The organism is Allobosea sp. BH3 (assembly GCF_025499465.1).
In the GTDB taxonomy this organism is placed as follows: domain Bacteria; phylum Pseudomonadota; class Alphaproteobacteria; order Rhizobiales; family Beijerinckiaceae; genus Allobosea.
Genome location: NZ_JAIMCA010000004.1, coordinates 283,293 through 307,540, shown reverse-complemented (window position 1 = coordinate 307,540; position 24,248 = coordinate 283,293). Strand labels below are relative to the sequence as shown.

Below are 24,248 nucleotides of genomic sequence, written 5' to 3'. Positions count from 1 at the left end.
CCCTCATCCGGAGGAGCCGCGTCAGCGGCGTCTCGAAGGATGAGGCTCGGGAGAAGGCCGCGCTGCTGACTTCCCTCGGTAGCCGCATCTCGCCTAATGAAGGTCCATGAGCGAGACCGACTCCACCCCCGTCGCAGACCTCACGCCGCGCAAGGCGAAGCTCGAGCACAAGCGCGTCGCCGCCGAGGTGCAGGCGGCGAACGATGCCTATTTCCAGGAAGACCAGCCGATCATGGACGACGCGGCCTATGACGCGAAGCGTCGGCGGCTGGTGGCGCTGGAAGAGGCTTTTCCGGAGCTGAAGGAGGCCGGCGGCGTCAGCGCGGCGGTCGGCGCCCGGCCTTCGGGCAGGTTCGCCAAGATCAGGCATCGCGTGCCGATGCTCTCGCTCGACAATGCCTTCTCGGACGAGGCCGTCGCCGAGTTCGCCGCCCGCGTCTACCGCTTCCTCGGCCGCAAGGAGGAGGATGGGGGCATCGCCTTCACCGCCGAGCCGAAGATCGACGGGCTTTCGCTGTCGCTGCGCTACGAGAAGGGCGAACTCGTCGCCGCCGCGACGCGCGGCGACGGCGAGGAGGGCGAGGACGTCACGGTCAATGCCCGCACCATTTCCGAGATACCGCAGACGCTCGCCGGCCCGGATGTGCCGGATATCGCCGAGGTGCGCGGCGAGGTCTATCTCGGCCATGCCGATTTCGCCGCCATCAATGAGCGCCAGCGCGAGAAGGGGCTTCCGGAGTTCGCCAACCCGCGCAACGCCGCCGCCGGCTCGCTGCGCCAGCTTGACGCGAGCATCACCGCCGCCCGGCCGCTGCGCTTCTTCGCCTATGCCTGGGGCGAGATGCCGATGCTGCCCGCCGCGACGCAGGCCGGCGTGGTCGAGGCCTTCGGGCGCTGGGGCTTCCGCACCAACCCGCTGATGAAGCGCTGCGAGAGCGTCGCGGAGCTGGTGGCGCAATACCGGCTGATCGAAGGCCAGCGCGCGACGCTGGGCTATGACATCGACGGCGTGGTCTACAAGGTCGACGATCTTGCCCTGCAGGCGCGGCTCGGATTCGTGTCGCGCGCGCCGCGCTGGGCGATTGCCCATAAATTCCCGGCCGAGCTGGCGACCACGGTCCTCGAGGCGATCGATATCCAGGTCGGTCGCACCGGCGCGCTCTCGCCGGTGGCGCGGCTGAAGCCTGTGACGGTCGGCGGCGTCGTGGTGACGAATGCGACGCTGCACAACGAGGACTACATTCGCGGCTTCGATTCCAAGGGCCAGTCGATCCGCGACGGCGCCGATATCCGCATCGGCGACACGGTGACCGTCAAACGGGCGGGTGACGTGATCCCGCGCGTCGAGGCGGTGGATCTGACGAAGCGCCCGGCGGATTCGAAGCCTTACGAATTTCCGACGCGTTGTCCCGTCTGCGACAGCCACGCGACGCGCGAACTCAACCCGCGCACCGGCAAGGAGGATGCAGTGCGCCGCTGCACCGGCGGGCTGATCTGCGCGGCGCAATCGGTCGAGCGGCTGAAGCATTTCGTCTCGCGCGACGCGATGGACATCGACGGGCTCGGCGACAAGCAGATCGAGTTCTTCCACAGCGATCCCGATCTGCCGGTGCTGGAACCGGCCGACATCTTCACGCTGGCGCAGCGGGACGCGGCCAACTTCAAGAAGCTCAAGGACAAGGAGGGCTTCGGCGCCGTCAGCGCCAAGAAGCTCTTCGATGCGATCGAGGACAGGCGCCGGCCGCCGCTCAATCGCTTCATCTTCGGGCTCGGCATCCGCCATATCGGCGAGACGACGGCGCGGCTGCTGGCGCGCAACTACGGGACCTTCGAAGCGCTGCGGGAGGCGGGCATTGCGGCGGCCGACGAGACCTCGCCCGAGCGGCAGAGTCTCGATGCCATCGACGGCATCGGCCCGACGGTCGTCGAGGCGCTGATCGAGTTCTTCGGCGAGCCGCATAACGAGCAACTGCTCGACAGGCTGCTCGGAGAGGTCCAGCCGCAGCCGCTGGAGGCGGTGGCCTCGGTCAGCCCGGTCGCCGGCAAGATCGTGGTCTTCACCGGCGCGCTGGAGCGCATGACGCGCGACGAGGCCAAGGCGATGGCTGAGCGGCTCGGCGCCAAGGTCGCGGGCTCGGTGTCGTCGAAGACCGACCTGCTGGTCGCCGGGCCCGGGGCGGGCTCCAAGCTCAAGGATGCACAGAAGCACGGCGTCGAGGTGATCGATGAGGCCGGCTGGTTCGATCTGGTCGGCGGTTGAGGGCTATTCGGCGGCGGTCGCCATCGGCGTGAACATGCCGGTGGGCTGTGTCTCACCTGCTGCCCGCACCTGGCTGGGGGCCTGGCCGGTGACGCGCTTGAAGGCGCGGCTGAAGGAAGCCTCCGATTCATAGCCGAGGCGCTGGGCCACGACCGCGATGCGCAGCTTGTCGCGGGCGAGCCATTGCCTGGCCTGGTGCATCCGGACCTGCGCGACATAGCGGGCGGGCGTCTCGCCGACGACCTCCGCGAAGCGCTCGGCGAAACCGGAGCGCGAGGCGCCCATCAGCTCGGCGAGGCTTTCCACCGTATAGTCCCTCTCGGGGTGGGCGTGGATCGCCGCCAGCACCTTGCCGATCTGTGGGCAGCGCGCCGCCGCGACCCAGCCCTTGGCGGCGCCGCAGCCGCGCTCGACCCAGGCACGGATGATCGCTGCGGCCAGCACATCCGCGAGGCGCGCGAGGATGCCGCCGGCGCCGACACGGTCCATTGCGACCTCGCGGCCCATCGCCTCCAGCAGATGCGGAATTCCAGGCTCGTTCGCCATGAAGTCGCTCATCCGCATCATGTCCGGCATGAGGCGCAGCAGAGGGTGGTCGAGATCGACATTGAAGGTCATGCGGCCGGTGAAGACCAACATGTGCTCTCCGCTGCCGCCGCCCTCGACGTCGAAGACATTGCCATAGGCCTCGCGCACCCGGCAGTTGCAGGGCGGGGAGGCGACGACCTCCGGCGAACTCGCTAGCACATGGTCCCCGCCTTGCGGCAGGAGCACGGCGTCGCCGTCCTGCAGTTCGAGCCATTCGCCTTCGGGTGTCTTCAGCCAACAGCTGCCGCGGGAGATGAAGTGAAAGCAAGCCTCGCGGCTCTGCGGATAGGCGACACCCCAGGGCGCAGCCAGCTGACAGCGGCTGTAATCGACGCCATCGAGCCTCAGGCCCCGGAGCATTTCGGTGAGATGGTCGGCGGGAGCGTTCATGGCAGCTTTGGACGAATGGTCAAGGAATGCGGATTATGTAGCATGGAAACTCCACGACGTCAGGCCCATCTTGCCGCGACCTCTTGGAGATTCGCATGTCCAATTCCCTTTCGGCCACGCTCGACGCCGTCGAGCAGCCTCCCGATTCCTCGACCCTTCCCGCGGACGAGGTCCGCGACACGCCGGCCTGGGCCGCGGTCGTCTCGCTGACGCTCGGTGTCTTCGGCCTTGTCACGGCCGAATTCCTGCCCGCGAGCCTGCTGACGCCGATGGCGGCCGATGTTGGCGTCTCGGTCGGCGTGGCCGGCCAGGCCGTCACGGCGACCGCGGTCATCGCCGGCATCGCGGGCCTTGCCGCCGCAATCGTGACGCGCGGCATCGATAGGCGGATCGTGGTCTGGTCGCTGACGAGCCTGCTCGTGATCTCCAGCATCATCGCGGCGCTCGCGACCGATCTTGCGACGCTGCTGTTCGCCCGTGTCCTGCTCGGCATCGGGCTCGGTGCCTTCTGGTCGATGGTCGCGGCGATGGCGATGCGCCTCGTTCCGCCGAGCGCCCTGCCGAAAGCGATGTCGCTGATCTTCGCTGGCGTTTCGGTCGCTACGGTCAGCGCGGCGCCAGTCGGTGCCTATCTCGGCGAGGTGCTCGGCTGGCGTGTCGTGTTCTGGATCGTCGCGCTGGTCGGCGTCGGCGTGCTGGCGGTCCAGATGGCGGTGCTGCCGCGTCTGCCGGCGCGAGGCGCGCCCGATGTCCGCACCCTGTTCAAGCTGCTCGGCCGGCCGAGCATAGCGCTCGTGCTGGCGAGCATCGTCGTGGTGATCTCCGGGCATTTCGCCGGCTTCACCTATGTGCGCCCCTTCCTGGAGCAGATTCCGCGGCTTTCGGTCGAGGCGATCTCGCTCGTCCTGCTGGCCTTCGGCATCGGAGGCTTCCTGGGCAATCTCGTTGGCGGAGCGATCACTGCGCGCAGCGCCAAGGCCTCGGTGATCTTTGGCGCGCTGCTGATAGTAGCGACGGCGTCGGCCCTTCTTCTCGCGGGGACATTGCCGGTCGTTTCCGCTGTCGCGGTCGGGCTCTGGGGCTTCGCCTTCGGGGCGTTGCCGGTCGGCTTCCAGACCTGGCTGGTGCGGGTCGCGCCACCGGAGGAGGCGGAGTCGGCCGGTGGGCTGCTCGTCGCCGCTTTCCAGATCGCCATCGCGAGCGGGGCCGTATTCGGCGGCCTGCTGGTCGATGGTTTCGGGACGCTCGGCGTGATCGCCTATGCGGCCGGGGCGGCGCTGATCGGCGCACTCGCTGTGTTGGCTCTGGGTTCGCGCAGCCCGGAAAGGCTCGATGGTGGCACTGTCACCGGGGCCCACTGAAAGCCGAAACCGATCGGGTGCGTGATCGACCCGATCACTTTTCTTCAAGACAGCGGCGGCGCGAGTGGGTTTATGCTCACGCGATGGATGCGATCACACAGGGCGAGACTTTGGGGTTGGAGCCGCTCGTCATAGGCGAACGGGCCAAGCTGTTCCCGGCCGTGCGCTTCGGCGGGCTGGATTGCCTCGCCGCGACCTTCCGCAGCCATGCCTATGCGCCGCATCTGCACGAAAGTTATGTGATCGGCACGATCGAAGCCGGCTGCGAGACTTTCCGCATCCGCGGCGTCCGGCACTATGCGCGGCCGGGCCAGATCGCCTTCGTCAATCCGCTTGAAACCCATGACGGGGAGCCCTACGGGCCGGGCTACAGCTATCGCATGACCTATCCCGAGATCGGGCTGATGCAGGAGGTCGCGGCCTCTCTGAGCGGGCGCGAGGCGGTCGGCACGCCCTTCTTCCCGGAGCCGCTGGTCGAGGATGCGGAGGGGGCGGCGCTCTTCGCCGCTGCCCATCGCGCGATCGAGCAGGGCGGCGACCAGCTGGCTGGCGAGGAGATGCTGCTGTCCTTCTATGCCCGCTGCCTTGCCCGCCATGCCGACCTCGCCGTGCGGCCGCTGGGCCGCGAGGCCGGGCCGGTCGCGCAGGCCCGCGAATTGTTCGAGGCTCGCTATGACGAGGATCTCTCGCTCGCCGATCTCGGGCGGCTGACGGGGATGCCGCGCCATCACCTGATCCGCGCCTTTCGGCGGGAGACGGGGCTGACGCCCCATGCCTATCTGGTCGATGTGCGGATCAGGCGGGCGCGGGAACGGCTCCGACGTGGAGACATGCCGGGCGACGTCGCGGCCGCAACGGGTTTCTGCGACCAGGCCCATCTCACCCGCGCCTTCAAGGCCCGCTTCGGCGTAACGCCAGGGGCCTTCCGCGCGGCACATGCCGGCTGAGCCGGCCGCTTCATTCCAAGAGAATTTAGAACATGTCCACGACGCGTGACGACGTCAGGCGCGGCCTGAGCGACATCTGGCCTGCGATGGTCGCGGCCGCCCCGATCGGCCTCCTCTTCGGGGCGCTCGCGGCCGGCAAGGGTCTTTCTGCGCTCGAAGTCTTCCTGATGAGTGCGATGGTGTTCGCGGGCGGCGCGCAGTTCGCGGCGATCGAGCTCTGGACGACGCCCGCGCCGGTCGCCGCGCTCGTCTTCTCGACGCTGCTGATCAATGCGCGGCATGTGCTGATGGGAGCCTCGCTTGCGCCGAAACTCGATGGCTTCAGCCGCGGGCAGAAATTCCTGGGGCTCTTCTACATGGCCGACGAGAACTGGGCGCTGGCGGAAAAGCGTGCGCGCACGCATCGCCTCAGCCCGGCCTACTGGTTCGCGATGGTCATCCCCTTCGTCTCGGCCTGGCTCGCGACCTCGACGCTGGGGGCGAGCATCGGCGCCGTGCTGGGTGACCCGAAGCGGCTTGGGGCCGATTTCGCCTTTACGGCCTTGTTCATCGCCCTCGTCGCCGCCTTCTGGAAGGGGCGGGTGACGTTCTGGACGGTGGCTGCGGCGGGCATCGCCTCGGCCTTGACCTATCGGTTGGCCGGGCCGCCCTGGCATGTCGCGGCGGGCGCGCTCTGCGGGCTGATGGCTGCCTGGCTCGCCGCCGGCGCGGATGAGCGGCCGGTGACGGAGGAGGCCAAGGCATGAGCGTCGATCCGATCAACCTCCTCGCCTTCCTCGGCATGGCGGTCGCGACCTATGCGACGCGTATCGGCGGGCTCGCTCTGGCCGGCCGGCTCAGCCTGTCGCCAAGGGCGCAGGCCGCCTTCGACGCCATCCCTCCGGCGGTGCTCGTCGCGGTGATCGCGCCGAGCGCGCTCGCGACGGGCTGGGCCGAGACGGCGGCCGCGGCGGTGACGGTGCTCGCAGCGACGCGGCTCCCGCTGCTGGCCGTGGTGGCGGTTGGCGTGGTGGCAGTCGTCGGGTTCCGGGCGGTGATGTGACTGGCGTCATGCTCGGGCTTGACCCGAGCATCTCAGGGCGGAAGGGATGCCCTTTCCTGCAGCAGATTCTCGGGTCTGCGCTTCGCTCCGCCCGAGAATGACGCCTGTCGTCACAAAGGCCTGCAGGCCTCCTCCAGCCAGGCCTTCGCCTCGCCTTCGACCAGCGGGCCGATCTTCCCCCAGACCGTGGCGTGATAGGCGTCGATCCAGGCGATCTCGCCGGCATCGAGCATCGACCTGTCGATCAACGCCCGCTCATAGGGGCACCAGGTGATCGTCTCGAAGCCGTAGATCGTGCGCTCGGCGCCAGAGATCCGGCGCTCCTCGACCACGATCAGGTTCTCGATGCGGATGCCGTAATGGCCTTCCTTGTAGTAGCCGGGCTCGTTGGAGAGGATCATGCCCGGCTCCAGCGGCGTGGTGCCGAGCTTGGAGAGGCGCTGCGGCCCCTCATGCACCGAAAGGTAGCTGCCGACGCCATGGCCGGTGCCGTGGTCGAAGTCGAACCCACCCTGCCAGAGCGGCAGCCGCGCAAAGGCGTCGAGTTGCGCGCCCGAGGTGCCCTTGACGAAGACCAGCCGCGAGATCGCGACATGACCCTTGAGCACGCGGGTATAGCGGTCCCTCATCTCGGGCGTGGGCTCGCCGATGACGATGGTGCGCGTGATGTCGGTGGTGCCGTCCTCGTATTGCGCGCCGGAATCGACCAGGAAGATGCCGGGCTCCAGCACGCGGTTGCTCGCCTCGCTGACGCGGTAATGCGGCAGGGCGGCATTGGGGCCGGCGCCGGCGATGGTGGTGAAGGAGACGTCCTTCAACAGGCCGGTCTGCAGCCGTTCGTTCTCAAGGGCGGCGACGGCGTCGATCTCCGTGATGCCGCCCTTCGGCGCCTCCTGCGCCAACCAGAAGAGATAACGCGCCATCGCCGCGCCGTCGCGCAGATGGGCGGCGCGGGCGCCGTCGAGTTCGGTTGCGTTCTTGCGCGCCTTCATCAGCGCGATAGGGTCCGCGCCGGCATCTGGCGTGCCGCCGGCATCAGCAATCAGCGTCGCCAGCGCCGAGGCGGCGGTCGTTGAATCGAGGCGGACCTTGGCCTTGGCGGCGCCGAGCTTCTTGAGCTGGCTTTCAAGCGCGGCCGGCGGGGCGATCTCGCCCACGGCGCCAATGGCGTCCCCCGCCTCGTTCGTGATCTTCTCCGGCGCGAGGAAGACGGTGGGGCGGCCCTCGCGCGGGACGATGGCATAGCCCAGCGGCAGCGGCGTGTGCTCGACATCGCCGCCGCGGACGTTGAAGACCCAGGCCAGCGCATGCGGGTCCGAGACCACCAACGCATCGACCTTCGCCTCGGTGAGCGCCTTGCGGATGCGGTCCAGCTTGGAGGCGGTGTCCTCGCCCGCGTGAGCGGCCGCATGCGCCTTCACCGGGGCGGTCGGCGGGGCGGGGCGGTCCGTCCAGATGGCGTCGATGGGATTAGCGGGCAGGGCAACGAGGCTGCCGCCGGCTGCCGCCACGGCCTTCTCCAGCTTTGCGACGCCATCGACCGTGTGCAGCCAGGGATCATAGCCGAGCTTGCCGCCGGCCGGCAGGTTGCGCTCGATCCAGCGGTCGAGCGGCGTCTCCTCCATCTTCACCGCCGTCACCACGGCGGTGTCTGTCTGCGCGGCCGACTGCAGGGTGTAGCGCCCGTCGACGATCAATGCCGCCTTGTCGGCCAGCACGACGGCATTGCCGGCCGAACCTGTGAAGCCGGTGAGCCAGGCGAGGCGGGCCATATGGGCCGGGACATATTCGCCCTGATGCTCGTCGGCGCGCGGGATGACGAAGCCGTCGAGCCCCTGCGCGGCAAGGGTCTTTCGCAGGGCAGCGACGCGGCCGGCGACCTGCGTCGGGTCGCTGGGCTCTGAAAAGGTCTGGAAGCGGCAGGTCGGCAGGGTCATGGAAGCAGCGTCGTTCTCAAGGGTGCAAAGCGGAACCCGAGAATTTCCGGCAGTCGATGCCGGGTCAAGCCGAGCGTGAGCGAGAAGCGGAGACGCTACCGAATTTCGCTGCTGCCAAACTAGGCGCAGGCCGAGGCATTGTGCTGTTCCATTATGCAATTAACGCAAAGATAATAACTGTTTCATGCGCAACTCATGCATTCAGTGCATATCTCGCATATGCAAAATCATCTTCTCGCAAGTGCGAAATGATACCACCTTAGTCGCATAAGAGAACGAGGAAGCGACAGGGACTGTCCTTCGTTTTTCGGAGATGGACCCATGACTTATGTTTTGAACAATGCCGACGTGCTGCCCGTAGCGGTGGTGGCCGGTGCCAAGACGAACGCTGAAAAGCCGGGCCTGATGCAGCGCTTCTTTGATGCGCTGGTCGAGAGCCGCATGCGCTCCGCCGCGCGTGAGCTGCGTGCCCGCAACATGGTGGTCAACGAGGCCGAGCAGGTTCTGGGCGGATATCCCTCCGCGACGCTGTCGAGCGACGTCGCCCTGCCTTTCAGCCGCTGATCCTTCCGTTCACGCAAACTTTCGGACCAAAACCATGATCGCTCTCATCAAGCACATCGTCACCGAGACCATCGATTGGGTGAAGCTCATCGCCGGCGCCCTGCAGGACGCCCGCCGCATGCAGGAAGAGGCCGAGCGCAAGTACGGCCGCGCGACCGGCTTCTGAGCCAAGCCTCGCTCCGAGCCACGCCTCGGCTATTCTGATCAATAAGGGCGGCGCGGCCTCGGGGCTGCGCCGCCCTTTTTCATGACCAGCGTCGCCCAGCCCTCGCGCAGCGAGCGGCTGGCCAGATAAAGCCCCTGATGCCGGTAGGTCGAGACCACGCCGGCGACGTCCATCTCCAGCAGGCCGGAGAGGATCAGAACGCCGTCGGCCGAGAGCGCACGAGCGAGCGAGGGGGCAAGGCGCTTCAGCGGTCCTGCCAGGATGTTGGCGAAGACGAGGTCGAAGTGGCCGGGCCGGTTCGCCTTCGCATGGCGCAGGCCCGGCGCGACATAAAGATCGAGCGCCTGCGGGGCGTGGTTGATCCGGGCGTTGTGAGCCGAGACTTCGACGGCGATGGCGTCGATGTCGCCCGCGACCACCTTGCGCTTGATCTGCTTGGCCAGCGCCAGCGCGAGAATGCCGGTGCCGGTGCCGACATCGAGGCCATGGCGCGGCCGGCGCTTCTTCAGTTCCGCATCGAGGGCGAGCAGGCAGCCCGCCGTCGTGCCGTGATGGCCCGTGCCGAATGCGAGCGCCGCCTCGATCTCGATGGCGACATCGTTGATGCGCACCGCCTCCCGGTCATGGGCGCCATGGACGAGGACGCGGCCGGCCCGCACGGGCTTCAAGCCATCGAGGCTGGCGGCCACCCAGTCCTGCTGGTTGACCGTGGTGAAGGGCGTGCCGTCGATGACGTCGCCGACGATCGGCCGCAGCAGGTCCCGCACCGCCTCCTCGTCGGGATGGGTCGCGAAGTAAATCTCGACCTTCCAGGGGGCGTTGAGCGAGAGCGTGGTGACGCCGTCCTCGACCTCGAAGGCGGAAATCGCCGTCTCCGTGGGGTCGAAGACCTCGCCAAGCAGCTCGGTCAGGACACGGGCCTTCTCGCCCGAGGTGGAGAGTTCGAGGACGGTCGCAACCGTCGCTGGCAGGAGGCCTTCGCGCATGCGGGCGGCTTAGCAGGGCGAGGGGCGGTTGTCATGCGGGGAGCGGGCGCGGGCCGTTTCCCAGCCCAACGCCAGGTTGGTAAGCTAGGCGCGGATCGGAAGCTGGGGCTCGCCATGTTCTCGCATATCTGCGTAGGGACGAATGATTTCGAGAGCGCAGAGGCGTTCTATGCGGCACTCTTTACCGTGTTGGGAATGCGGCAGCGATTTCGCGATGCCGAAGCCGGCATGGCAGCGTGGCAGCCGCTGGATTCAGATCGGCCATTGCTGTTCCTGACGCGCCCTTTCGACGGAGGGCCCGCCACTCCCGGCAATGGCCAGATGGCCGCTTTTCTTGCGGGAAGCCGCTCTGTCGTCGATCGCTGCCATGCGGCGGCGCTTGCCGCCGGCGGCACCTGCGAGGGGCCGCCGGGGCTGAGAGTTCATTACCATCCCGACTATTATGGCGCGTATTTCCGCGACCCCGACGGCAACAAGCTCTGCGTCTGCTGCCATCGGGCGGAGTAAACCGCGGGGCGGTCAGCGGTGCTGGGCGTTCAGCCCGGCGAAGACCTGCGCGAAGCTGCCGCTGGCCTCGGCAAAGCGCAGCGGCTTGCAGCGCCCGACGATGACCTCTTCCGTTTCTCCGCTCTCCAGGATCGAGATCACCTCGGCGATGAAGTCGGCGAGCGGCATCGCTGCCGGATCGACCGCCTGATGCGGGCCGAGCAATTCGGTCTGGACATAGGGCGGCGCGATCTCGATCACCTCGACCGAAGTTTCCTTGAGCTGCTCGCGCAGCGAGGCCGACCAGGAGTGGATCGCAGCCTTGGTGGCGCTGTAGGTCGGCGTTGCGGCCAGCGGCACGAAGGCGAGGCCCGAGGAGACGGTGAGAATCGCCGCGTGCGGCTGCCTCAGGAAGTGCGGCAGCAGCGCTGCCGTCAGGCGGATCGGGCCGAGCAGGTTCGTGGCGATCGTCTCCTCGGCGATGGCGGTATCGCCAGTCACGACCTTTTCCGGCTTCATGATGCCGGCGTTCTGGATGACGACGTTCAGCTTGGGAAAGCGCTCGACCGCCTGCCGGGCGAAGCGGGCGATATCGGTGGCGTCCTGAATGTCGAGCAGCATCGATTCCATGCCGGGATTGGCCTCGGTCACGGCGTCCAGCGCGCGCTCGCGGCGGCCGGCGACGATGACCTTGTTGCCCCTGGCGTGCAGCGCCTCGGCGAGCGCGCGGCCGATGCCCGAGCCGCCGCCGGTGATGAGGATGGTGTTTCCGCTGATGTTCATCGCAGTACCCTTTCGTGGTTGCGGAACATCAGTTGGAGACCTAACTCTCTATTCGAAAGAAGGCGCCTGAAGGTGCCATACGCACCAAAAGGAGAGTGTCAAATGCATGCGATCCGGGAAGCCATGGCGGAAATGCATGCGCGCAGCGAGGCGATCCCGCCGGTCAGCCCGGCGGTGGAGTCGCTGGTGCGGCAGGTGATCGCCCAGGTGGCGGATAAATGGACGATGCTGGTGCTGGAAGCGCTGGAGGAGCGCGGTACGCTGCGCTTCACGGAGGTGGGCCGCGTCGTGGGCGGCATCAGCCAGAAGATGCTGACGAAGACCCTGCGCGAGATGGAGCGCGACGGGCTCGTGGTGCGCACCGTGCACCCGGTCATCCCGCCGCATGTCGACTACACGCTGACGGAGCTGGGCCGCGAGCTCAGCGCGGCCTTCTGCGGAGTCTGGACCTGGGCGGAGACTTATTACGCGCAGGTGTCGGCTGCGCGAAAGGCGTTCCGGGAGCGGGAAGAGGGGGCATAGCGCCCACGCTTCCGGCACCGCTCCCGGTTGGTTCTGGGATCAGGCTGCGGGCGTCCTGCCTTGCCTGCGCAGGTAGATAATCTGTGCGGTCAGCCCGATGACGAGCGCGGCGAGGATGCTTGCCTGTGCTCCGAGCAGGAGCGGCGACTTCAGGTCGGTGACGAAGGGGTGGCCGTCGGGGACGCGGCGCAGGATCTCGGAGACGGTCGGCAGCATGAGCAGGAAGGTGGTGATGCTGAGGACGATCGTCTCGACATAGGCGACGAGCCGCGCGGGGAGCGGCGTCCGGCCTATCGTATAGCCTATGATGAGCAGCACGAGCGTCAGCGCGCCGGCGATATGGCCGCCGGGCATGTGGGTAACGAAGAAGACCGTGACGGCGCCGATCAGCATCGCGATCAGATAGATGATGCCGGCCGTCGAGCGCGGCACGATCCGGCCATGGACGGCGAACATGTAGGCGGCGGCGGGAATGGCTGGCAGGCTGCCGAGGGTATGAACCCAGCCGAGCGGAGAAATGCCAAACATGGGAATGCCTTTCATCGGGTCGTTGACGGTCTGAGGAAGGAACTCGGCGCGCCATCTATTTCTACCTACTAGTTGGTAGTTAAAAATGACGCGCGGAGGCATTGTTCGGAGCGTTCTGGCTTCAATGCCGCGGTGCGAGGCGCTCCAGCAGCGGACGGGTGATGAGGCCGAATGTCCCCGGATCGCCATAGGCGCGGGCCGAGAGCATCGCGCCGTGAACGCAGGCCATGAAGCTTTCCGCCTCGGCCTTGGCTGTGCCCGCGAAATGCAGGCTGCCCTGCCTCGCGCCGCGTTCAAGAACCGAAGTCAGCCAGGCGGAGAGCGATCGGAAATGAGCGCGCACTTCCGTGACGATTTCGGCGGGAAGGGCGGGGATTTCGCCTGCCATCAGGGCGCAAACACAGAACGGCGCGCTCGCATCCGCGATGCAGCGTTCCCAATAGCCGACATATGAGGCGAGCTGGGCGGCCGGATCGGACACCTGCCGCTCGAGCTGGGCTATCCCGGCCTCGGCCTCTTCGCGATAGCGGGCGACGAGCGTGCGGACGAGCTCGGCCTTGCTGGGGAAATGATGGTGGATGCTCGCATTGCGAATGCCGACCACCTTGGCGATGTCGGCATAGCTGAACCCGTTGTAGCCGCCCTGGATCAGCAGCGAGCGGGCGCAGCGCAGGATTTTATCGGATGTGGAGGTCGACCCAGTCATGGAGTTGGTCTATCTACTAGTTAGTAGGTGATCAAGCTAGGTCACGGCTTTGTGCAGATGGCTCAACCTGCCTTCTGCACAAAAGAGCAATTTCGGGGCGAGCCCAGGTGCCGCGTGGTGCGGAAGGCATTCGGAACGTGAGGGGGAGTGGTTACTCTGCCGCCGGCTGGAGGGCGAGGTCAGGAGCGGGGATCAGCGCGATTGCAAACTGTTCCATCTCGCTGGCGACGGAAGGATCGTTCTTCAGTTCACTCGGTGTGCGGGCATGTGGGATGTCATGGCCGTCCGCCCGCATTGTCTCGATCCAGAGGGCGAGGGCCTCCGGCGCGTTCTGCAAGGCTTCGTCAAGTGTATCGCCGGCCGCGAAGCAGCCGGGCAGGTCGGGGAACCAGACACCGACCGCATGGTCGGGGCCAGCATCCTCGATGATGGCGACGTAGTGGGTCATGTCAGTCGCGCGGCCAGCCTGCCTGCTTGTAGATCTTCAACACGAGGCCGGGTCCGAAATTCTTCTTCGGATGCGGCACGACGATAGTGTCACGGACGCCCGGCTTTTTGAAGACATGGTATGAACCGGCGACGCGCACGCATTCCCAACCCTCGCGTTCGAGGCGGCGAATGATGTCGGCGCTGTTGTTGAGCATCAAAGCCTGCTGATTTGCGACGGACCTGCATTCTATACCATCGCATTGAACCAGATTGAATGATGTTCATGTTTTGTTCAAAGTGAATCGACGGGGTTTTCCCCGAGATCCAGAAACTACCCCGCCTTCTGCACGAAGGAATCCAGCACCATCTTCCGCCCGGCCTTGTCGAAATCGACGGTGAGCTTGTTGCCGTCGACGCTGGCGACGGAGCCGGGGCCGAACTTGACGTGGAAGACGCGGGCGCCGGTGCCGTAGGCGGATTCGCCGGTCGATTTGGCTGTCAACTCGCCTTCGATCAGGAGCGGGCCGCGCTGGCGCGAGCCGCTGCCGAAACCACCTTGGCCGAAGCCGCGGCCGCTGTCGGAGAAGCCGCTGCCGCCGCCGCCGCTGTTCTTCGCCCGGTTCTCCTGCGCGCGCTGCCAGCCCGGTGTGTTGTAGCTGGAGCCGAAGCTCTCCATCCGGTCGAAGCGCGAGGCGCCGTAGCCGCCCTGGCTGTAGCTGGTCGCGGCCTGCTCGACCTCGACATGCTCCTCCGGCAATTCGTCGATGAAGCGGGAGGGCAGACTGGTCTGCCAGAGACCATGGATACGACGGTTCGAGGCGAAATAGAGCTTCAGCTTCTTGCGGGCCCGGGTCAGGCCGACATGGGCGAGGCGGCGCTCTTCCTCTAGTCCGGCGCGGCCGCTCTCGTCGAGCGCGCGCTGGTTGGGGAACAGGCCTTCTTCCCAGCCGGGCAGGAAGACCGTGTCGAACTCCAGCCCCTTGGCAGCATGGAGCGTCATGATCGAGACTCGGGCCTCCGCGTCGCCGTCGGCAACATCCATCACCAGCGAGACGTGCTCGAGGAAGGCCGGCAGGTCGGGGAATTCGTCGAGCGAGCGGACCAGTTCCTTGAGGTTTTCAAGGCGCCCCGCGGCGTCGGCCGAGCGGTCCTTCTTCCACATCTCGGTGTAGCCGGATTCTTCCAGCACCAGCTCGGCGAGCTCGCCCTGCGGCATGTGCTCGGCGCGTGCCTGCCAGCGGCCGAAGGCCTCGACCAGCTCGCGCAGCGATGTGCGAGCCTTCGGCTTCAGCTCGTCGCTCTCGACTGCGGCGCGGGCCGCGTGCATCAGCGAGGAGCCGGTGGCGCGGGCATGGTTGTGCAGGAGCTGCACCGTCGCATCGCCCAGACCGCGCTTGGGCACATTGACGATGCGCTCGAAGGCGAGGTCGTCGGTGGGCGAGACGACGCAGCGCAGATAGGCCAGCGCATCGCGGATCTCGGCGCGCTCATAGAAGCGCGGGCCGCCGATGACGCGATAGGGCACGCCGGCCTGGACGAAGCGCTCCTCGATTTCGCGCATCTGGGCCGAGATGCGGACCAGCACCGCCGCCTCGCTGAGATTGTAGCCCTTCGACTGCATCGCCTCGATCTCGTCGGAGATCAGGCGCGCTTCCTCCTGGCTGTCCCAGGCGCCGGTGATGGTGACCTTCTCGCCGAGCGCATCCTCGGTGCGGAGCGTCTTGCCGAGGCGGCCTTCGTTGCGGGCGATGAGCTTCGAGGCGGTGGCGAGGATATGGCCGGTCGAGCGGTAGTTGCGCTCCAGCCGGATCACGGTCGCGCCCGGAAAATCGTGCTCGAAGCGCAGGATGTTGTCGACCTCGGCGCCGCGCCAGCCATAGATCGATTGGTCGTCGTCGCCGACGCAGCAGATGTTGCGGCGGCCCTGCGCCAGCAGGCGCAGCCATAGATACTGCGCCGTGTTGGTGTCCTGATACTCGTCGACGAGGATGTAGCGGAAGCGGTCGTGATAGGTCTGCAGCACGTCCGGATAGTCGCGGAACAGCGTCAGGCAGTGCAGCAGCAGATCGCCGAAATCGACAGCGTTCAGCGCCTTCAGCCGCTCCTGATAGGCGGCGTAGAGCTTGCCGCCCTTGCCATGGGCGAAGACGGCGGCCTCGCCTGCCGGAACGTCCTTGGGCGCGAGGCCGCGGTTCTTCCAGCTATCGATGAAGCCTGCCAGCATGCGGCCGGGCCAGCGCTTCTCGTCGATGCCCTCGGCCTGGATCACCTGCTTCATCAGGCGGATCTGGTCGTCGGTGTCGAGGATGGTGAAGTCGCTGCGCAGGTCGAGCAGCTCTGCATGGCGGCGCAGCAGCTTGGCCGAGATCGAGTGGAAGGTGCCGAGCCAGGGCATGCCTTCGGCGACCGGGCCGACGAGATGGGCGACACGTTCCTTCATCTCGCGCGCCGCCTTGTTGGTGAAGGTGACGGCGAGGATCTGCGAGGGGAAGGCTCTGTTGGTCGAGATCAGGTGGCCGATGCGGGTGGTGAGCACGCGGGTCTTGCCGGTGCCGGCGCCGGCGAGCACGAGGACAGGCCCGTCCGTCGCCTCGACGGCCTGCCGCTGCTCCGGATTCAGCCCCGCGAGATAACCGGCCGCGGGCTGGGCGGCAGCGCGCGCGGCGAGGCCGCCGGGGCGGGGCTGGGGAGCGGAAAAGGCGTCTGTGTCGGACAAGGGTGGTGCTGCTCGTGCGTGATTCGTTCTCCGGCGAATATAGGGCGCTCGTGTCAGGATTGCGCCCTGCCGGAGCGCTCATTTTATATCCCGTTCCACAGGGAGGTGGCAGCAATGGCCGAGCAGGGCAGGGAAGAGCGCTGGGAGGTCACCAATCAGGTGCCGGTGCTGGCCGATTACGACGCTTTCGCCGCCGATCCGGTGCTGCCCGCCATCGTATCGGCCTTCGGGGCAGATTGGGCGCGGGAGCGGCTGCATGAGGCGGGGCGGGTTGTCGGCTCCGCCCATGTGCAGGAGCTGGCCTATCTCGCCAATCGCCATGGGCCGGAGCTGAAGGCTTTTGATCGTTTCGGCAACCGCATCGACGAGATCGCCTTTCATCCCGCCTGGCATGAGCTGATGGGCCTCGCCATTGGGCAGGAGACGCATGCGCTCGCCTGGAACCGGCCGGAGCCCGGCGCGCAGGTGGCGCGGGCGGCGCTGCAATATCTTTGGTACGGCGCGGAGAGCGGCATCTGCTGCCCGATCAGCATGACCTATGCCGCCGTTCCGGTGCTGAAGCAGGACGCTCGGCTTTGGGAACAGTGGGGGCGGCTCGTCACCTCGAACCGTTATGACGCGCGGCAGGGCCCGGCCCATATCAAGACGGGAGCAACGGTCGGCACCGCGATGACCGAGACGCAAGGCGGCTCGGATCTGCGCCAGACCCAGACGGTCGCCGAGGACAATCGCGACGGCACCTTCTCGCTCCACGGACGAAAGTGGTTCTTCTCGGTGCCGCATTCGGATTTGTTCCTGACGCTGGCACGGACGGACGAGGGCATTTCCTGCTTCGCCGTGCCGGGCTGGCTGCCGAATGGGGCGCGCAACGGGGTCGCGATCCAGCGGCTGAAGGACAAGGTCGGCAATCGCTCGAATGCCTCCTCCGAGGTCGAGTTTCGCGGCGCGATCGGCCATCTGCTCGGGGAGCCGGGACGGGGCATCCGCACGGGCTTGTCGATGAATCATAATTCGCGGCTGGACATCGCCGCAGCTTCAGCCGGGCTGATGCGGATGGCGGTGTCGCTCGCGGCGCATCACGCGCAGCATCGTCGCGCCTTCCAGAAGGCGCTCATCGACCAGCCGATCATGCAGAACGTGCTGGCGGATATCGCCATCGAGGCGGAGGCGGCCGCCTGGCTCGCCTTCCGGCTTTTTGCTGCGCTCGACCGGCAGGATGCGTCGCAAAGCGAGCGGCTGCTGGCGCGGGTGGCAGCGCCAATCGCGAAATACTGGATCACGCGGCGGGCGCCTGCGGTCGTGACCGAGGCGCTGGAATGCCATGGTGGCAATGGCTTCATCGAGGAGAACCCAATGGCGCGGCTCTACAGGGAGGCGCCGCTCAACGCGATCTGGGAGGGCTCGGGCAATGTCATCTGCCTCGACCTGCTGCGCTCGCTGGCGCGGGAGGAGGGGGCCGTCGATGTGTTGCGGGCGGAGCTGATGGCGGCGGCTGGAGCGGACCGACGCTATGACGCGGCGCTCAGGCGGCTGGAGGGTGAGCTGCCGGAGCTGATGCGGAACGAGGGGCAGGCGCGGCGGCTGACGGAAAAACTGGCGCTTATGCTGCAGGCCTCGCTGCTGCTGCGGTTTGCTCCGGCGGCGGTGGCGGATGCCTTTGTCGCGACACGGCTGGGCGAGGGGTGGTCGGGGCAGTTCGGGGATCTGCCGGTCAGCGTCGATGCGGCAGGACTGGCGCGAAGGGCCATGCCGGTCGTGAATTAGGATCGGACAACGCGGGGAATCCTCTCCCGGAGGGAGAGGGCAGGGTGAGGGGTAGGCCGTTCACCGGGTTGCTGTGACGTGGTCGCTGCGCCGCCGTGAGGCCGGCACTCTAATGGGCCAGGGGCCTACACTTCATCCGTGCCCCTCTCCTTACAGGAGAGGGGTTTCCCGCGGTTCGCGCGTCTAGCTGGGTCATGAGATGGTCGGGTCAAGCCCGACCATGACGGCTCTGGCTTCAGGCCGCTTCCGCTGCCTCGAAGTTCATCGCGACGCCGTTGATGCAGTAGCGCAGGCCGGTCGGGGGCGGGCCGTCCGGGAAGACGTGGCCGAGATGGCCGCCGCAGTTCGCGCAATGCACCTCGACGCGGTGCATGCCGTGGCTGAAATCCTCCGAGGCGCCGACCGCGCCTTCCAGAGGCTGGTCGAAGCTCGGCCAGCCCGTGCCGCTCTCGAACTTCTTGCCCGACTTGAACAGCTTCTGGCCGCAGCCGGCGCAGGAGAAGGTGCCGGCGCGCTTCTCATAGTTGAGCGCGCAGGAGCCGGCCCGTTCCGTGCCGTGGCCGCGCAGGACCTGGTACTGCTCCGGTGTCAGCCGCTCGCGCCACTCGGTATCGCTGAGCTGGAAGGGGAAGTTGTCCTCCGGCTTTCTGGCCTCGCCGAACATGTTCATCAGACCCATGGCGATCTCCTGTCGTGCCGGGCGGCCTGAAGCGCCCCCCGGTTGCTGGCCCCCAATATGGTCCTTCGCCGGCCGGATTTCAGCCCCGTCGGGAGCGCCCGGTTTTCACGATCGGGTGCCCTCGGGCCCGCCCCCGTCACCCAACCGTCATGCGACTCCTCTAGCAGCCCCGCCACCCGCAGAAGAGAGCGAAGGGCTCGATGATGCAGCAGGCGACGCAGACGGCGCGCGCAGTCAAGCGCATGACGACCTCCGGTCTCGGCACGGCGGTCCGCCGTAGCAAGCCGCTCTCCCGGGCGGGCATGCTGGAATGGCTCTTCACCCGCGCCTTCTCGGGGCTGGTCTATCCGCAGATCTGGGAAGACCCGGTCGTCGACATGCAGGCGCTGCAGCTCAGGGCCGGCGACCATGTCGTCGCCATCGCCTCGGGCTCCTGCAACGTCCTGTCCTATCTGACGGCGGCGCCGGTCAGGATCAGCGCGGTCGATCTGAACGGGGCTCATATCGCGCTCGGCCGGCTCAAGCTCGCGGCGCTGGCTCGGATCGAAAGCCATGACGCCTTCCTGGGCTTCTTCGGCCGGGCCAACAGCCGCGCCAACGTTGCCTTCTACGACAACGAGATCGCGCCGTATCTCGACGCCGTCTCGCGTGGCTACTGGGAAGGGCGGGGGCTGAACGGCCGCCGGCGGATCAATCTCTACGCCAACGGCGTCTACCGCTATGGGCTGCTCGGCCGCTTCATCGGCACCGGCCATGTGCTGGCGCGGCTGCTGGGCGGCAATCCGCGGGCGATGCTTAAAGCGCGCGACCTCGCCGAGCAGCGGGCGCTCTATGAGCGGCATCTCGCCCCGATGTTCGAGCGCAGGCTGGTGCGCTGGCTGGTGCGGCAGCCCGCCTCTCTCTACGGGCTCGGCATCCCGCCCGCGCAGTATAAGGCGCTGGCGGCGGATGGTGAGGACGGCATCCTCGGGGCGCTGAAGCTGAGGCTGGAACGGCTCGCCTGCGATTTCGATCTCAAGGACAACTATTTCGCTCAGCAGGCCTTTGGACGCGCCTATGCGGAGGGCGCGGACGCCGCCGTGCCGCCTTATCTGCAGGCCGCGCACTTCGAGGCGATGAAGACGCGCTCGGCGGCGGTTTCGTATCGGCAGGGCTCCGTCACCACGATGTTGTCGGAGCAACCGGCCGAAAGCTGCGACGCCTATGTGCTGCTCGACGCACAGGATTGGATGAACGATGCGGATCTCACCGCGCTCTGGTCGCAGATCACGCGCACGGCCCGGCCGGGCGCGCGGGTGATCTTCCGCACCGCGGCCGATGAACGGTTGCTGCCCGGGCGTGTTCCGGCCGAGATCCTCGACCAGTGGGACTATGAGGAAGAGAAGAGCCGCGTTCTCTGCCGGCAGGACCGCTCGGCGATCTATGGCGGGTTCCACCTCTACGTCCGCAAGGGCGAGGCCGCGTGAGCGCGGCGGACGCCACGGCCGGCTCCGCCGCCGGGCTGATGGACCGGATCTACCGGCACCAGCGCCACATCTACGACGCCAGCCGGAAGTTCTACCTGCTCGGCCGCGACCAGCTGATCGAAGGCTTGGCGCCGCCTGCGGGTGGGACCGTGCTGGAGATCGGCTGCGGCACCGGGCGCAACCTCATCAAGATCGCGCAGCGCTATCCTGCCGCGGCCTGCTACGGGCTCGACGTCTCGACCGAGATGCTGGCGACGGCGCGGGCTTCGGTCGCGAAGGCTGGGCTGGAGGGCCGGATCGGGCTGGCGCAGGCCGATGCCACGGATTTCGACCCACAGGCGCTGTTCGACCGGGCGGGCTTCGACCGGATCGTGATCTCCTATGCGCTCTCGATGATCCCGCCCTGGCAGGCTGTCGTCGAGGAGGCGCTGCGCCGGCTCGATGCGGGCGGCTCGGTGCATATCGTCGATTTCGGCGATCAGGCGGGCCTGCCGCCGGGCTTCAAGAAGCTTCTGCTGCGCTGGCTCGGCCTGTTCCACGTGACGCCGCGCGAGGATCTACCCGCGACGGTGCGGGCTCTTGCCGAGGCGGCGGGGGCGGATTGCCGGTTGGCCGCTCCTTATCGCGGTTATGCCGTGCATGCGGTGCTGACGCGGGGCTGAGCGGCGCATAGCGGTTCGCGGGCCGGAAGCCTATGCTCGACGGCGATGGATGGCGTCGATTCCCCTGCTGAGGATGTGAGCCGGTTCGAAGCGGTTCGCAACCGTTTGCGCCAGCTTTATCATGGCCGCTCGCCGGCGGCGCTGTGTTTCCAGGCGGTGACGACGGTCGTCGACCTGCTCATCATCGCCTTTTTCATCCTGACGCCGTTACTCAGGGAGAAGGCCGCCTTTCTCTGGATCGACTATTCCATCGCCGTGATCATGGTCGCCGAGATCTCGGCGCGACTGCTCGCCGCGACCAACATGCTGCGGCTGCTGCGCCAGCCGACCATGCTGCTCGACCTCTTCATCCTGCTGACGCTGCTTGCGCCGCAATGGCTGGAGAATTTCGGCTTCCTGCGCATCCTCAGGCTGTGGTCGCTGTCGCATAAGGGCATCGTCTGGGCGCAGTTCCGCGAAACACCCTTCCACGAATGGGAGAACGTGGTTCGCGCGCTGAGCAATGTCGTGACGTTCCTCTTCGTCGTGACGGGCTTCGTCTACACCTTCTTCTTCCAGCAACGCGGCGGGCTGGAGGGCTATGTCGAGGCGCTCTATTTCACCGTCGCGACCGTGACGACGACCGGCTTCGGCGACATCACGCTCCCCGGGATCGCCGGCAAGCTGACCTCGATCGTGGTGATGATCGTGGGGATCACGCTGTTCGTGCGGCTGGCGCAGGCGCTGTTCCGGCCCAACAAGGTGACCTTCACGTGCCCGGAATGCGCGCTGCAGCGGCACGAGCCCGACGCCGTCTACTGCAAGGCCTGCGGCCACAAGCTCAAGATCCCGGACAGCGACGACGGCTGACGAGACGGCTCAGTGCCGCGTCTCGGCCTCGGCATGCTGGGGCTCGACCCCATCATCGACGCGGATCGCCGATTTCTTCGGCATGCCGATGATCCGGCCGATCGTGGCCGGAAGCGCCATCATGCTGTGGGCGGCCTTCATCAAAGCGAGGTTGGCGAGGATATCGGCCGGGAAGGGCACGACCCTGCGGTGGACCATGTCGACGTGCAGCGACAAGTTCTCGCTGGTGGCCGCCAGCCAGCCCTCGTTGGCGTGCCGCATCTCGAGATAATAGTGCAGCCGCTTGTCGTCGAAGGCGATGAGCTGGGCGGTGACCCGGACGGCATCGCCCTCGGTCAATTCACGCTTGTAGAGGATGTGGCACTCTGCCGTGAAGGTCGAGGCGTTGCGCGTCTCGGCATAGTCGCGGCTCAGGCCCACCAGCGAGAAGACCTCGTCCACCGCCCGGTCGAACAGAACATGGTAATAGGCCATGTTGAGATGACCGTTATAGTCGATCCACTGCGGCTCGACCCGCATGGCCGAGGAAACGAAAGGTGCGAAGAACAGCGCCGGGGCGCGTGAATCGCTTTTCATGACTGCCCTCCCTGTCAGGCGCTTGGTTCAGGGGCTCGCAGCAATATTGCGGCTGCCCAATCTCTCGTCGCATGCTCTAATATGTCGGCGCCAGCATAGTGGCCGGCTGCGAGGTGACGAAGCTGTCACATCGTAACCAGCTGCGAAACCGATCAGTTCCAAATTAAAGCTCCAATCACGGACATTGACAATGAGCCTGCCCGCCGCCGCCCTTCATGACAGCCCTGTCCCCGCCGCAGCGCTGCCGCCTTCGCCGGCTGCGATCGCCGCTGTGACGCAGGCGCTCGCCGCGCGCTTCGGAAACAGGCTCGTCACCAGCCTCGCGGTGCGCCAGCAGCACGGCCATACGCTGACCTGGATCCCGAACATGCCGCCGGACGCGGTGGTCTATCCGCAGAGCACGGCAGAGGTCTCGGAGATCGTGAAGCTCTGCGCCGAGCATGGCGTGCCTGTCATCGCTTTCGGTACCGGCACCTCGCTGGAGGGCCATGTCAATGCCATCTATGGCGGCGTCTCGATCGACATGTCGCAGATGAAGCGCATCGTCGCCGTGCATGGCGAGGATCTCGACGTGGTGGTCGAGGCCGGCGTGACCCGCAAGGAGCTTAACGAGCATCTGCGCGACCAGGGCCTGATGTTCCCCATCGACCCCGGCGCCGACGCCTCGATCGGCGGCATGGCGGCGACGCGAGCGTCGGGCACAAATGCTGTGCGCTACGGCACGATGAAGGACAATGTGCTGGCGCTGACGGCGGTGATGGCTGACGGTTCCGTCGTCAAGACCTCGACGCGCGCCCGCAAGAGTTCGGCCGGCTACGACCTGACCCGCCTGCTCGTCGGCTCGGAAGGCACGCTCGGCATCATCACCGAGATCACGCTGAAGCTGCATGGCATCCCGGAGGCAGTCGCCGCCGGCGTCTGTCCCTTCCCCTCGGTGAAGGCCGCCTGCGACGCGACGATCCTGACCATCCAGACCGGGCTGCCGGTGGCGCGCATCGAGCTCGTCGACGACGTAATGATCCGCGGCGTCAACCTGCATTCCAAGCTCGGCCTGCCGGAAACGACGATGCTCTTCGTCGAATTCCACGGCACCGAGGCCGGTGTGAAGGAGCAATCCGAGCGCTTCGGCGACATCGCGGCCGAGTTCGGCGGCGGCCCCTTCGAATGGGCGACCAAGGCCGAGGACCGCTCCAAGCTCTGGCAGGCGCGGCATGATGCCTATTGGGCGGCGAAGGCGTTGCGGCCGGGCTTCGAGTCCGTCGCGACCGATGTCTGCGTGCCGATCTCGCGGCTCGCCGAATGCGTCGAGGAGACCAAGAAGGATATCGAGGCCTCCGGGCTGATCGCGCCTATCGCCGGTCATGTCGGCGACGGCAATTTCCACACCCAGCCGCTCGTCGATCTCGACGATGCGGGCGAGGTCGAGCGGGCGCAGGCCTTCATCGACCGGCTGGTCAAGCGTGCGCTCGCCATGGGCGGCACCTGCACCGGCGAGCACGGCGTCGGCCAGAAGAAGATCAAGTATCTCGAGCAGGAGCACGGGGCCGAGGCGCTGGCCGTGATGCGGACGCTGAAGCGGGCGCTCGACCCGCGCAATATCCTGAATCCAGGGAAAATCATCGCCCTGTGACATCGGTACTGCTTGCGCTGCCATGGCCCTTCGCGGGAAGGTCGTGATCCTGCCGCGACTTGCAGGCAAGATCCGGAGTAGATGGCGGTGCAAGCCGTCATTGCGAGGAGCGTCAGCGACGAAGCAATCCAGGGGCGGCCGCGCTCTACGCCCCCTGGATTGCTTCGCTGCGCTCGCAATGACGGCCAAGTCCGCCTTTCCACGATGGCGA

25 protein-coding genes are annotated in these 24,248 nt (G+C 66.9%); 14 read left to right on the top strand and 11 right to left on the bottom strand.

The annotated features are described in order from the left end of the window. Positions 1-106 precede the first annotated feature (106 nt). Entirely contained in the window at positions 107-2,260 is a 2,154-nt protein-coding gene (ligA, locus tag BoBH3_RS14340; RefSeq protein ID WP_262331492.1) for an NAD-dependent DNA ligase LigA, read from the top strand. 3 nt (positions 2,261-2,263) lie between these two features. Here ligA and BoBH3_RS14335 read toward each other — a convergent pair whose 3' ends face one another. Then, on the bottom strand, positions 2,264-3,238 hold the full coding sequence (locus BoBH3_RS14335; RefSeq protein ID WP_262331491.1) for an AraC family transcriptional regulator: 975 nt from the start codon (positions 3,236-3,238) through the stop codon (positions 2,264-2,266). Between the two features lie 95 nt (positions 3,239-3,333). Between BoBH3_RS14335 and BoBH3_RS14330 the strand changes: the two genes are divergently transcribed. The 4 genes from BoBH3_RS14330 to BoBH3_RS14315 all read left to right on the top strand — a co-directional run bounded on the left by BoBH3_RS14330 (position 3,334) and on the right by BoBH3_RS14315 (position 6,588). Continuing rightward, positions 3,334-4,599 carry an MFS transporter gene (locus tag BoBH3_RS14330; protein WP_262331490.1) on the top strand — a complete coding sequence of 422 codons (1,266 nt, stop codon included), beginning with the start codon at positions 3,334-3,336 and terminating at the stop codon, positions 4,597-4,599. An 83-nt stretch (positions 4,600-4,682) separates the two neighbouring features. Next, positions 4,683-5,546: an AraC family transcriptional regulator gene (locus tag BoBH3_RS14325; protein ID WP_262331489.1), complete on the top strand. Its 864-nt coding sequence runs from the start codon at positions 4,683-4,685 to the stop codon at positions 5,544-5,546. A 32-nt stretch (positions 5,547-5,578) separates the two neighbouring features. Then, on the top strand, positions 5,579-6,292 hold the full coding sequence (locus tag BoBH3_RS14320) for an AzlC family ABC transporter permease (RefSeq protein ID WP_262331488.1): 714 nt from the start codon (positions 5,579-5,581) through the stop codon (positions 6,290-6,292). Next, positions 6,289-6,588: an AzlD family protein gene (locus tag BoBH3_RS14315; RefSeq protein WP_262331487.1), complete on the top strand. Its 300-nt coding sequence runs from the start codon at positions 6,289-6,291 to the stop codon at positions 6,586-6,588. The genes BoBH3_RS14320 and BoBH3_RS14315 overlap by 4 nt, the downstream gene beginning before the upstream one ends. 110 nt (positions 6,589-6,698) lie before the next feature. On the opposite strand, the gene BoBH3_RS14310 is transcribed toward BoBH3_RS14315, so the two are convergent. After that, on the bottom strand, positions 6,699-8,525 hold the full coding sequence (locus BoBH3_RS14310) for an aminopeptidase P family protein (RefSeq protein WP_262331486.1): 1,827 nt from the start codon (positions 8,523-8,525) through the stop codon (positions 6,699-6,701). Positions 8,526-8,846: 321 nt separating this feature from the next. On the opposite strand from BoBH3_RS14310, the gene BoBH3_RS14305 reads away from it, so the two are divergent. Both BoBH3_RS14305 and BoBH3_RS14300 read left to right on the top strand, forming a co-directional pair. Continuing rightward, positions 8,847-9,089 (top strand): hypothetical protein, encoded by a 243-nt coding sequence (locus tag BoBH3_RS14305; protein WP_262331485.1) that lies wholly within the window; start codon positions 8,847-8,849, stop codon positions 9,087-9,089. A gap of 34 nt (positions 9,090-9,123) precedes the next feature. After that, entirely contained in the window at positions 9,124-9,255 is a 132-nt protein-coding gene (locus BoBH3_RS14300) for a hypothetical protein (protein ID WP_262331484.1), read from the top strand. 38 nt (positions 9,256-9,293) lie between these two features. Here BoBH3_RS14300 and BoBH3_RS14295 read toward each other — a convergent pair whose 3' ends face one another. Next, positions 9,294-10,241 (bottom strand): 50S ribosomal protein L11 methyltransferase, encoded by a 948-nt coding sequence (locus tag BoBH3_RS14295; protein ID WP_262331483.1) that lies wholly within the window; start codon positions 10,239-10,241, stop codon positions 9,294-9,296. A 114-nt stretch (positions 10,242-10,355) separates the two neighbouring features. On the opposite strand from BoBH3_RS14295, the gene BoBH3_RS14290 reads away from it, so the two are divergent. Beyond that, a complete protein-coding gene (locus tag BoBH3_RS14290; protein ID WP_262331482.1) occupies positions 10,356-10,748 on the top strand; it encodes a VOC family protein in 393 nt (130 codons plus the stop codon). A gap of 12 nt (positions 10,749-10,760) precedes the next feature. On the opposite strand, the gene BoBH3_RS14285 is transcribed toward BoBH3_RS14290, so the two are convergent. Then, positions 10,761-11,510 carry an SDR family oxidoreductase gene (locus BoBH3_RS14285; protein WP_262331481.1) on the bottom strand — a complete coding sequence of 250 codons (750 nt, stop codon included), beginning with the start codon at positions 11,508-11,510 and terminating at the stop codon, positions 10,761-10,763. A gap of 123 nt (positions 11,511-11,633) precedes the next feature. Between BoBH3_RS14285 and BoBH3_RS14280 the strand changes: the two genes are divergently transcribed. Beyond that, on the top strand, positions 11,634-12,032 hold the full coding sequence (locus tag BoBH3_RS14280) for a winged helix-turn-helix transcriptional regulator (protein WP_262331946.1): 399 nt from the start codon (positions 11,634-11,636) through the stop codon (positions 12,030-12,032). Positions 12,033-12,071: 39 nt separating this feature from the next. Here the strand turns inward: BoBH3_RS14280 and BoBH3_RS14275 are convergent, their stop codons facing one another. The 5 genes from BoBH3_RS14275 to BoBH3_RS14255 all read right to left on the bottom strand — a co-directional run bounded on the left by BoBH3_RS14275 (position 12,072) and on the right by BoBH3_RS14255 (position 16,411). Then, positions 12,072-12,560, bottom strand: a complete 489-nt coding sequence (locus BoBH3_RS14275) for a hypothetical protein (RefSeq protein WP_262331480.1) — start codon at positions 12,558-12,560, stop codon at positions 12,072-12,074. Between the two features lie 121 nt (positions 12,561-12,681). Then, the gene (locus BoBH3_RS14270) at positions 12,682-13,266 is read right to left on the bottom strand and encodes a TetR/AcrR family transcriptional regulator (RefSeq protein ID WP_262331479.1); all 585 of its coding nucleotides are present in this window, start codon (positions 13,264-13,266) and stop codon (positions 12,682-12,684) included. A 151-nt stretch (positions 13,267-13,417) separates the two neighbouring features. Further along, entirely contained in the window at positions 13,418-13,714 is a 297-nt protein-coding gene (locus BoBH3_RS14265; RefSeq protein WP_262331478.1) for a type II toxin-antitoxin system HicB family antitoxin, read from the bottom strand. Position 13,715: 1 nt separating this feature from the next. After that, positions 13,716-13,910 (bottom strand): type II toxin-antitoxin system HicA family toxin, encoded by a 195-nt coding sequence (locus BoBH3_RS14260; protein ID WP_262331477.1) that lies wholly within the window; start codon positions 13,908-13,910, stop codon positions 13,716-13,718. Positions 13,911-14,026: 116 nt separating this feature from the next. Beyond that, complete coding sequence (locus tag BoBH3_RS14255; protein WP_262331476.1) at positions 14,027-16,411, bottom strand: ATP-dependent helicase; 2,385 nt, start codon at positions 16,409-16,411, stop codon at positions 14,027-14,029. 114 nt (positions 16,412-16,525) lie between these two features. On the opposite strand from BoBH3_RS14255, the gene BoBH3_RS14250 reads away from it, so the two are divergent. After that, positions 16,526-18,175: an acyl-CoA dehydrogenase family protein gene (locus BoBH3_RS14250; RefSeq protein ID WP_262331475.1), complete on the top strand. Its 1,650-nt coding sequence runs from the start codon at positions 16,526-16,528 to the stop codon at positions 18,173-18,175. 235 nt (positions 18,176-18,410) lie between these two features. Here BoBH3_RS14250 and msrB read toward each other — a convergent pair whose 3' ends face one another. Next, on the bottom strand, positions 18,411-18,845 hold the full coding sequence (msrB, locus tag BoBH3_RS14245) for a peptide-methionine (R)-S-oxide reductase MsrB (RefSeq protein ID WP_262331945.1): 435 nt from the start codon (positions 18,843-18,845) through the stop codon (positions 18,411-18,413). Positions 18,846-19,054: 209 nt separating this feature from the next. Here msrB and BoBH3_RS14240 point away from each other — a divergent pair, with 209 nt between their 5' ends. Genes BoBH3_RS14240 through BoBH3_RS14230 form a run of 3 tightly spaced genes read left to right on the top strand, consistent with a single transcriptional unit; the run spans position 19,055 to position 21,831 of the window. Continuing rightward, positions 19,055-20,320, top strand: coding sequence for a BtaA family protein (locus BoBH3_RS14240; RefSeq protein ID WP_410050601.1), 1,266 nt, complete (start codon positions 19,055-19,057; stop codon positions 20,318-20,320). Positions 20,321-20,358: 38 nt separating this feature from the next. Further along, positions 20,359-20,982: a class I SAM-dependent methyltransferase gene (locus BoBH3_RS14235; protein WP_262331943.1), complete on the top strand. Its 624-nt coding sequence runs from the start codon at positions 20,359-20,361 to the stop codon at positions 20,980-20,982. Between the two features lie 45 nt (positions 20,983-21,027). Beyond that, entirely contained in the window at positions 21,028-21,831 is an 804-nt protein-coding gene (locus tag BoBH3_RS14230; RefSeq protein ID WP_262331474.1) for a potassium channel family protein, read from the top strand. Between the two features lie 9 nt (positions 21,832-21,840). Here the strand turns inward: BoBH3_RS14230 and BoBH3_RS14225 are convergent, their stop codons facing one another. Then, positions 21,841-22,407, bottom strand: coding sequence for a thioesterase family protein (locus BoBH3_RS14225; protein ID WP_262331473.1), 567 nt, complete (start codon positions 22,405-22,407; stop codon positions 21,841-21,843). Between the two features lie 190 nt (positions 22,408-22,597). Here BoBH3_RS14225 and BoBH3_RS14220 point away from each other — a divergent pair, with 190 nt between their 5' ends. Further along, positions 22,598-24,037 carry an FAD-binding oxidoreductase gene (locus BoBH3_RS14220; protein WP_262331472.1) on the top strand — a complete coding sequence of 480 codons (1,440 nt, stop codon included), beginning with the start codon at positions 22,598-22,600 and terminating at the stop codon, positions 24,035-24,037. Positions 24,038-24,248: the final 211 nt, after the last annotated feature.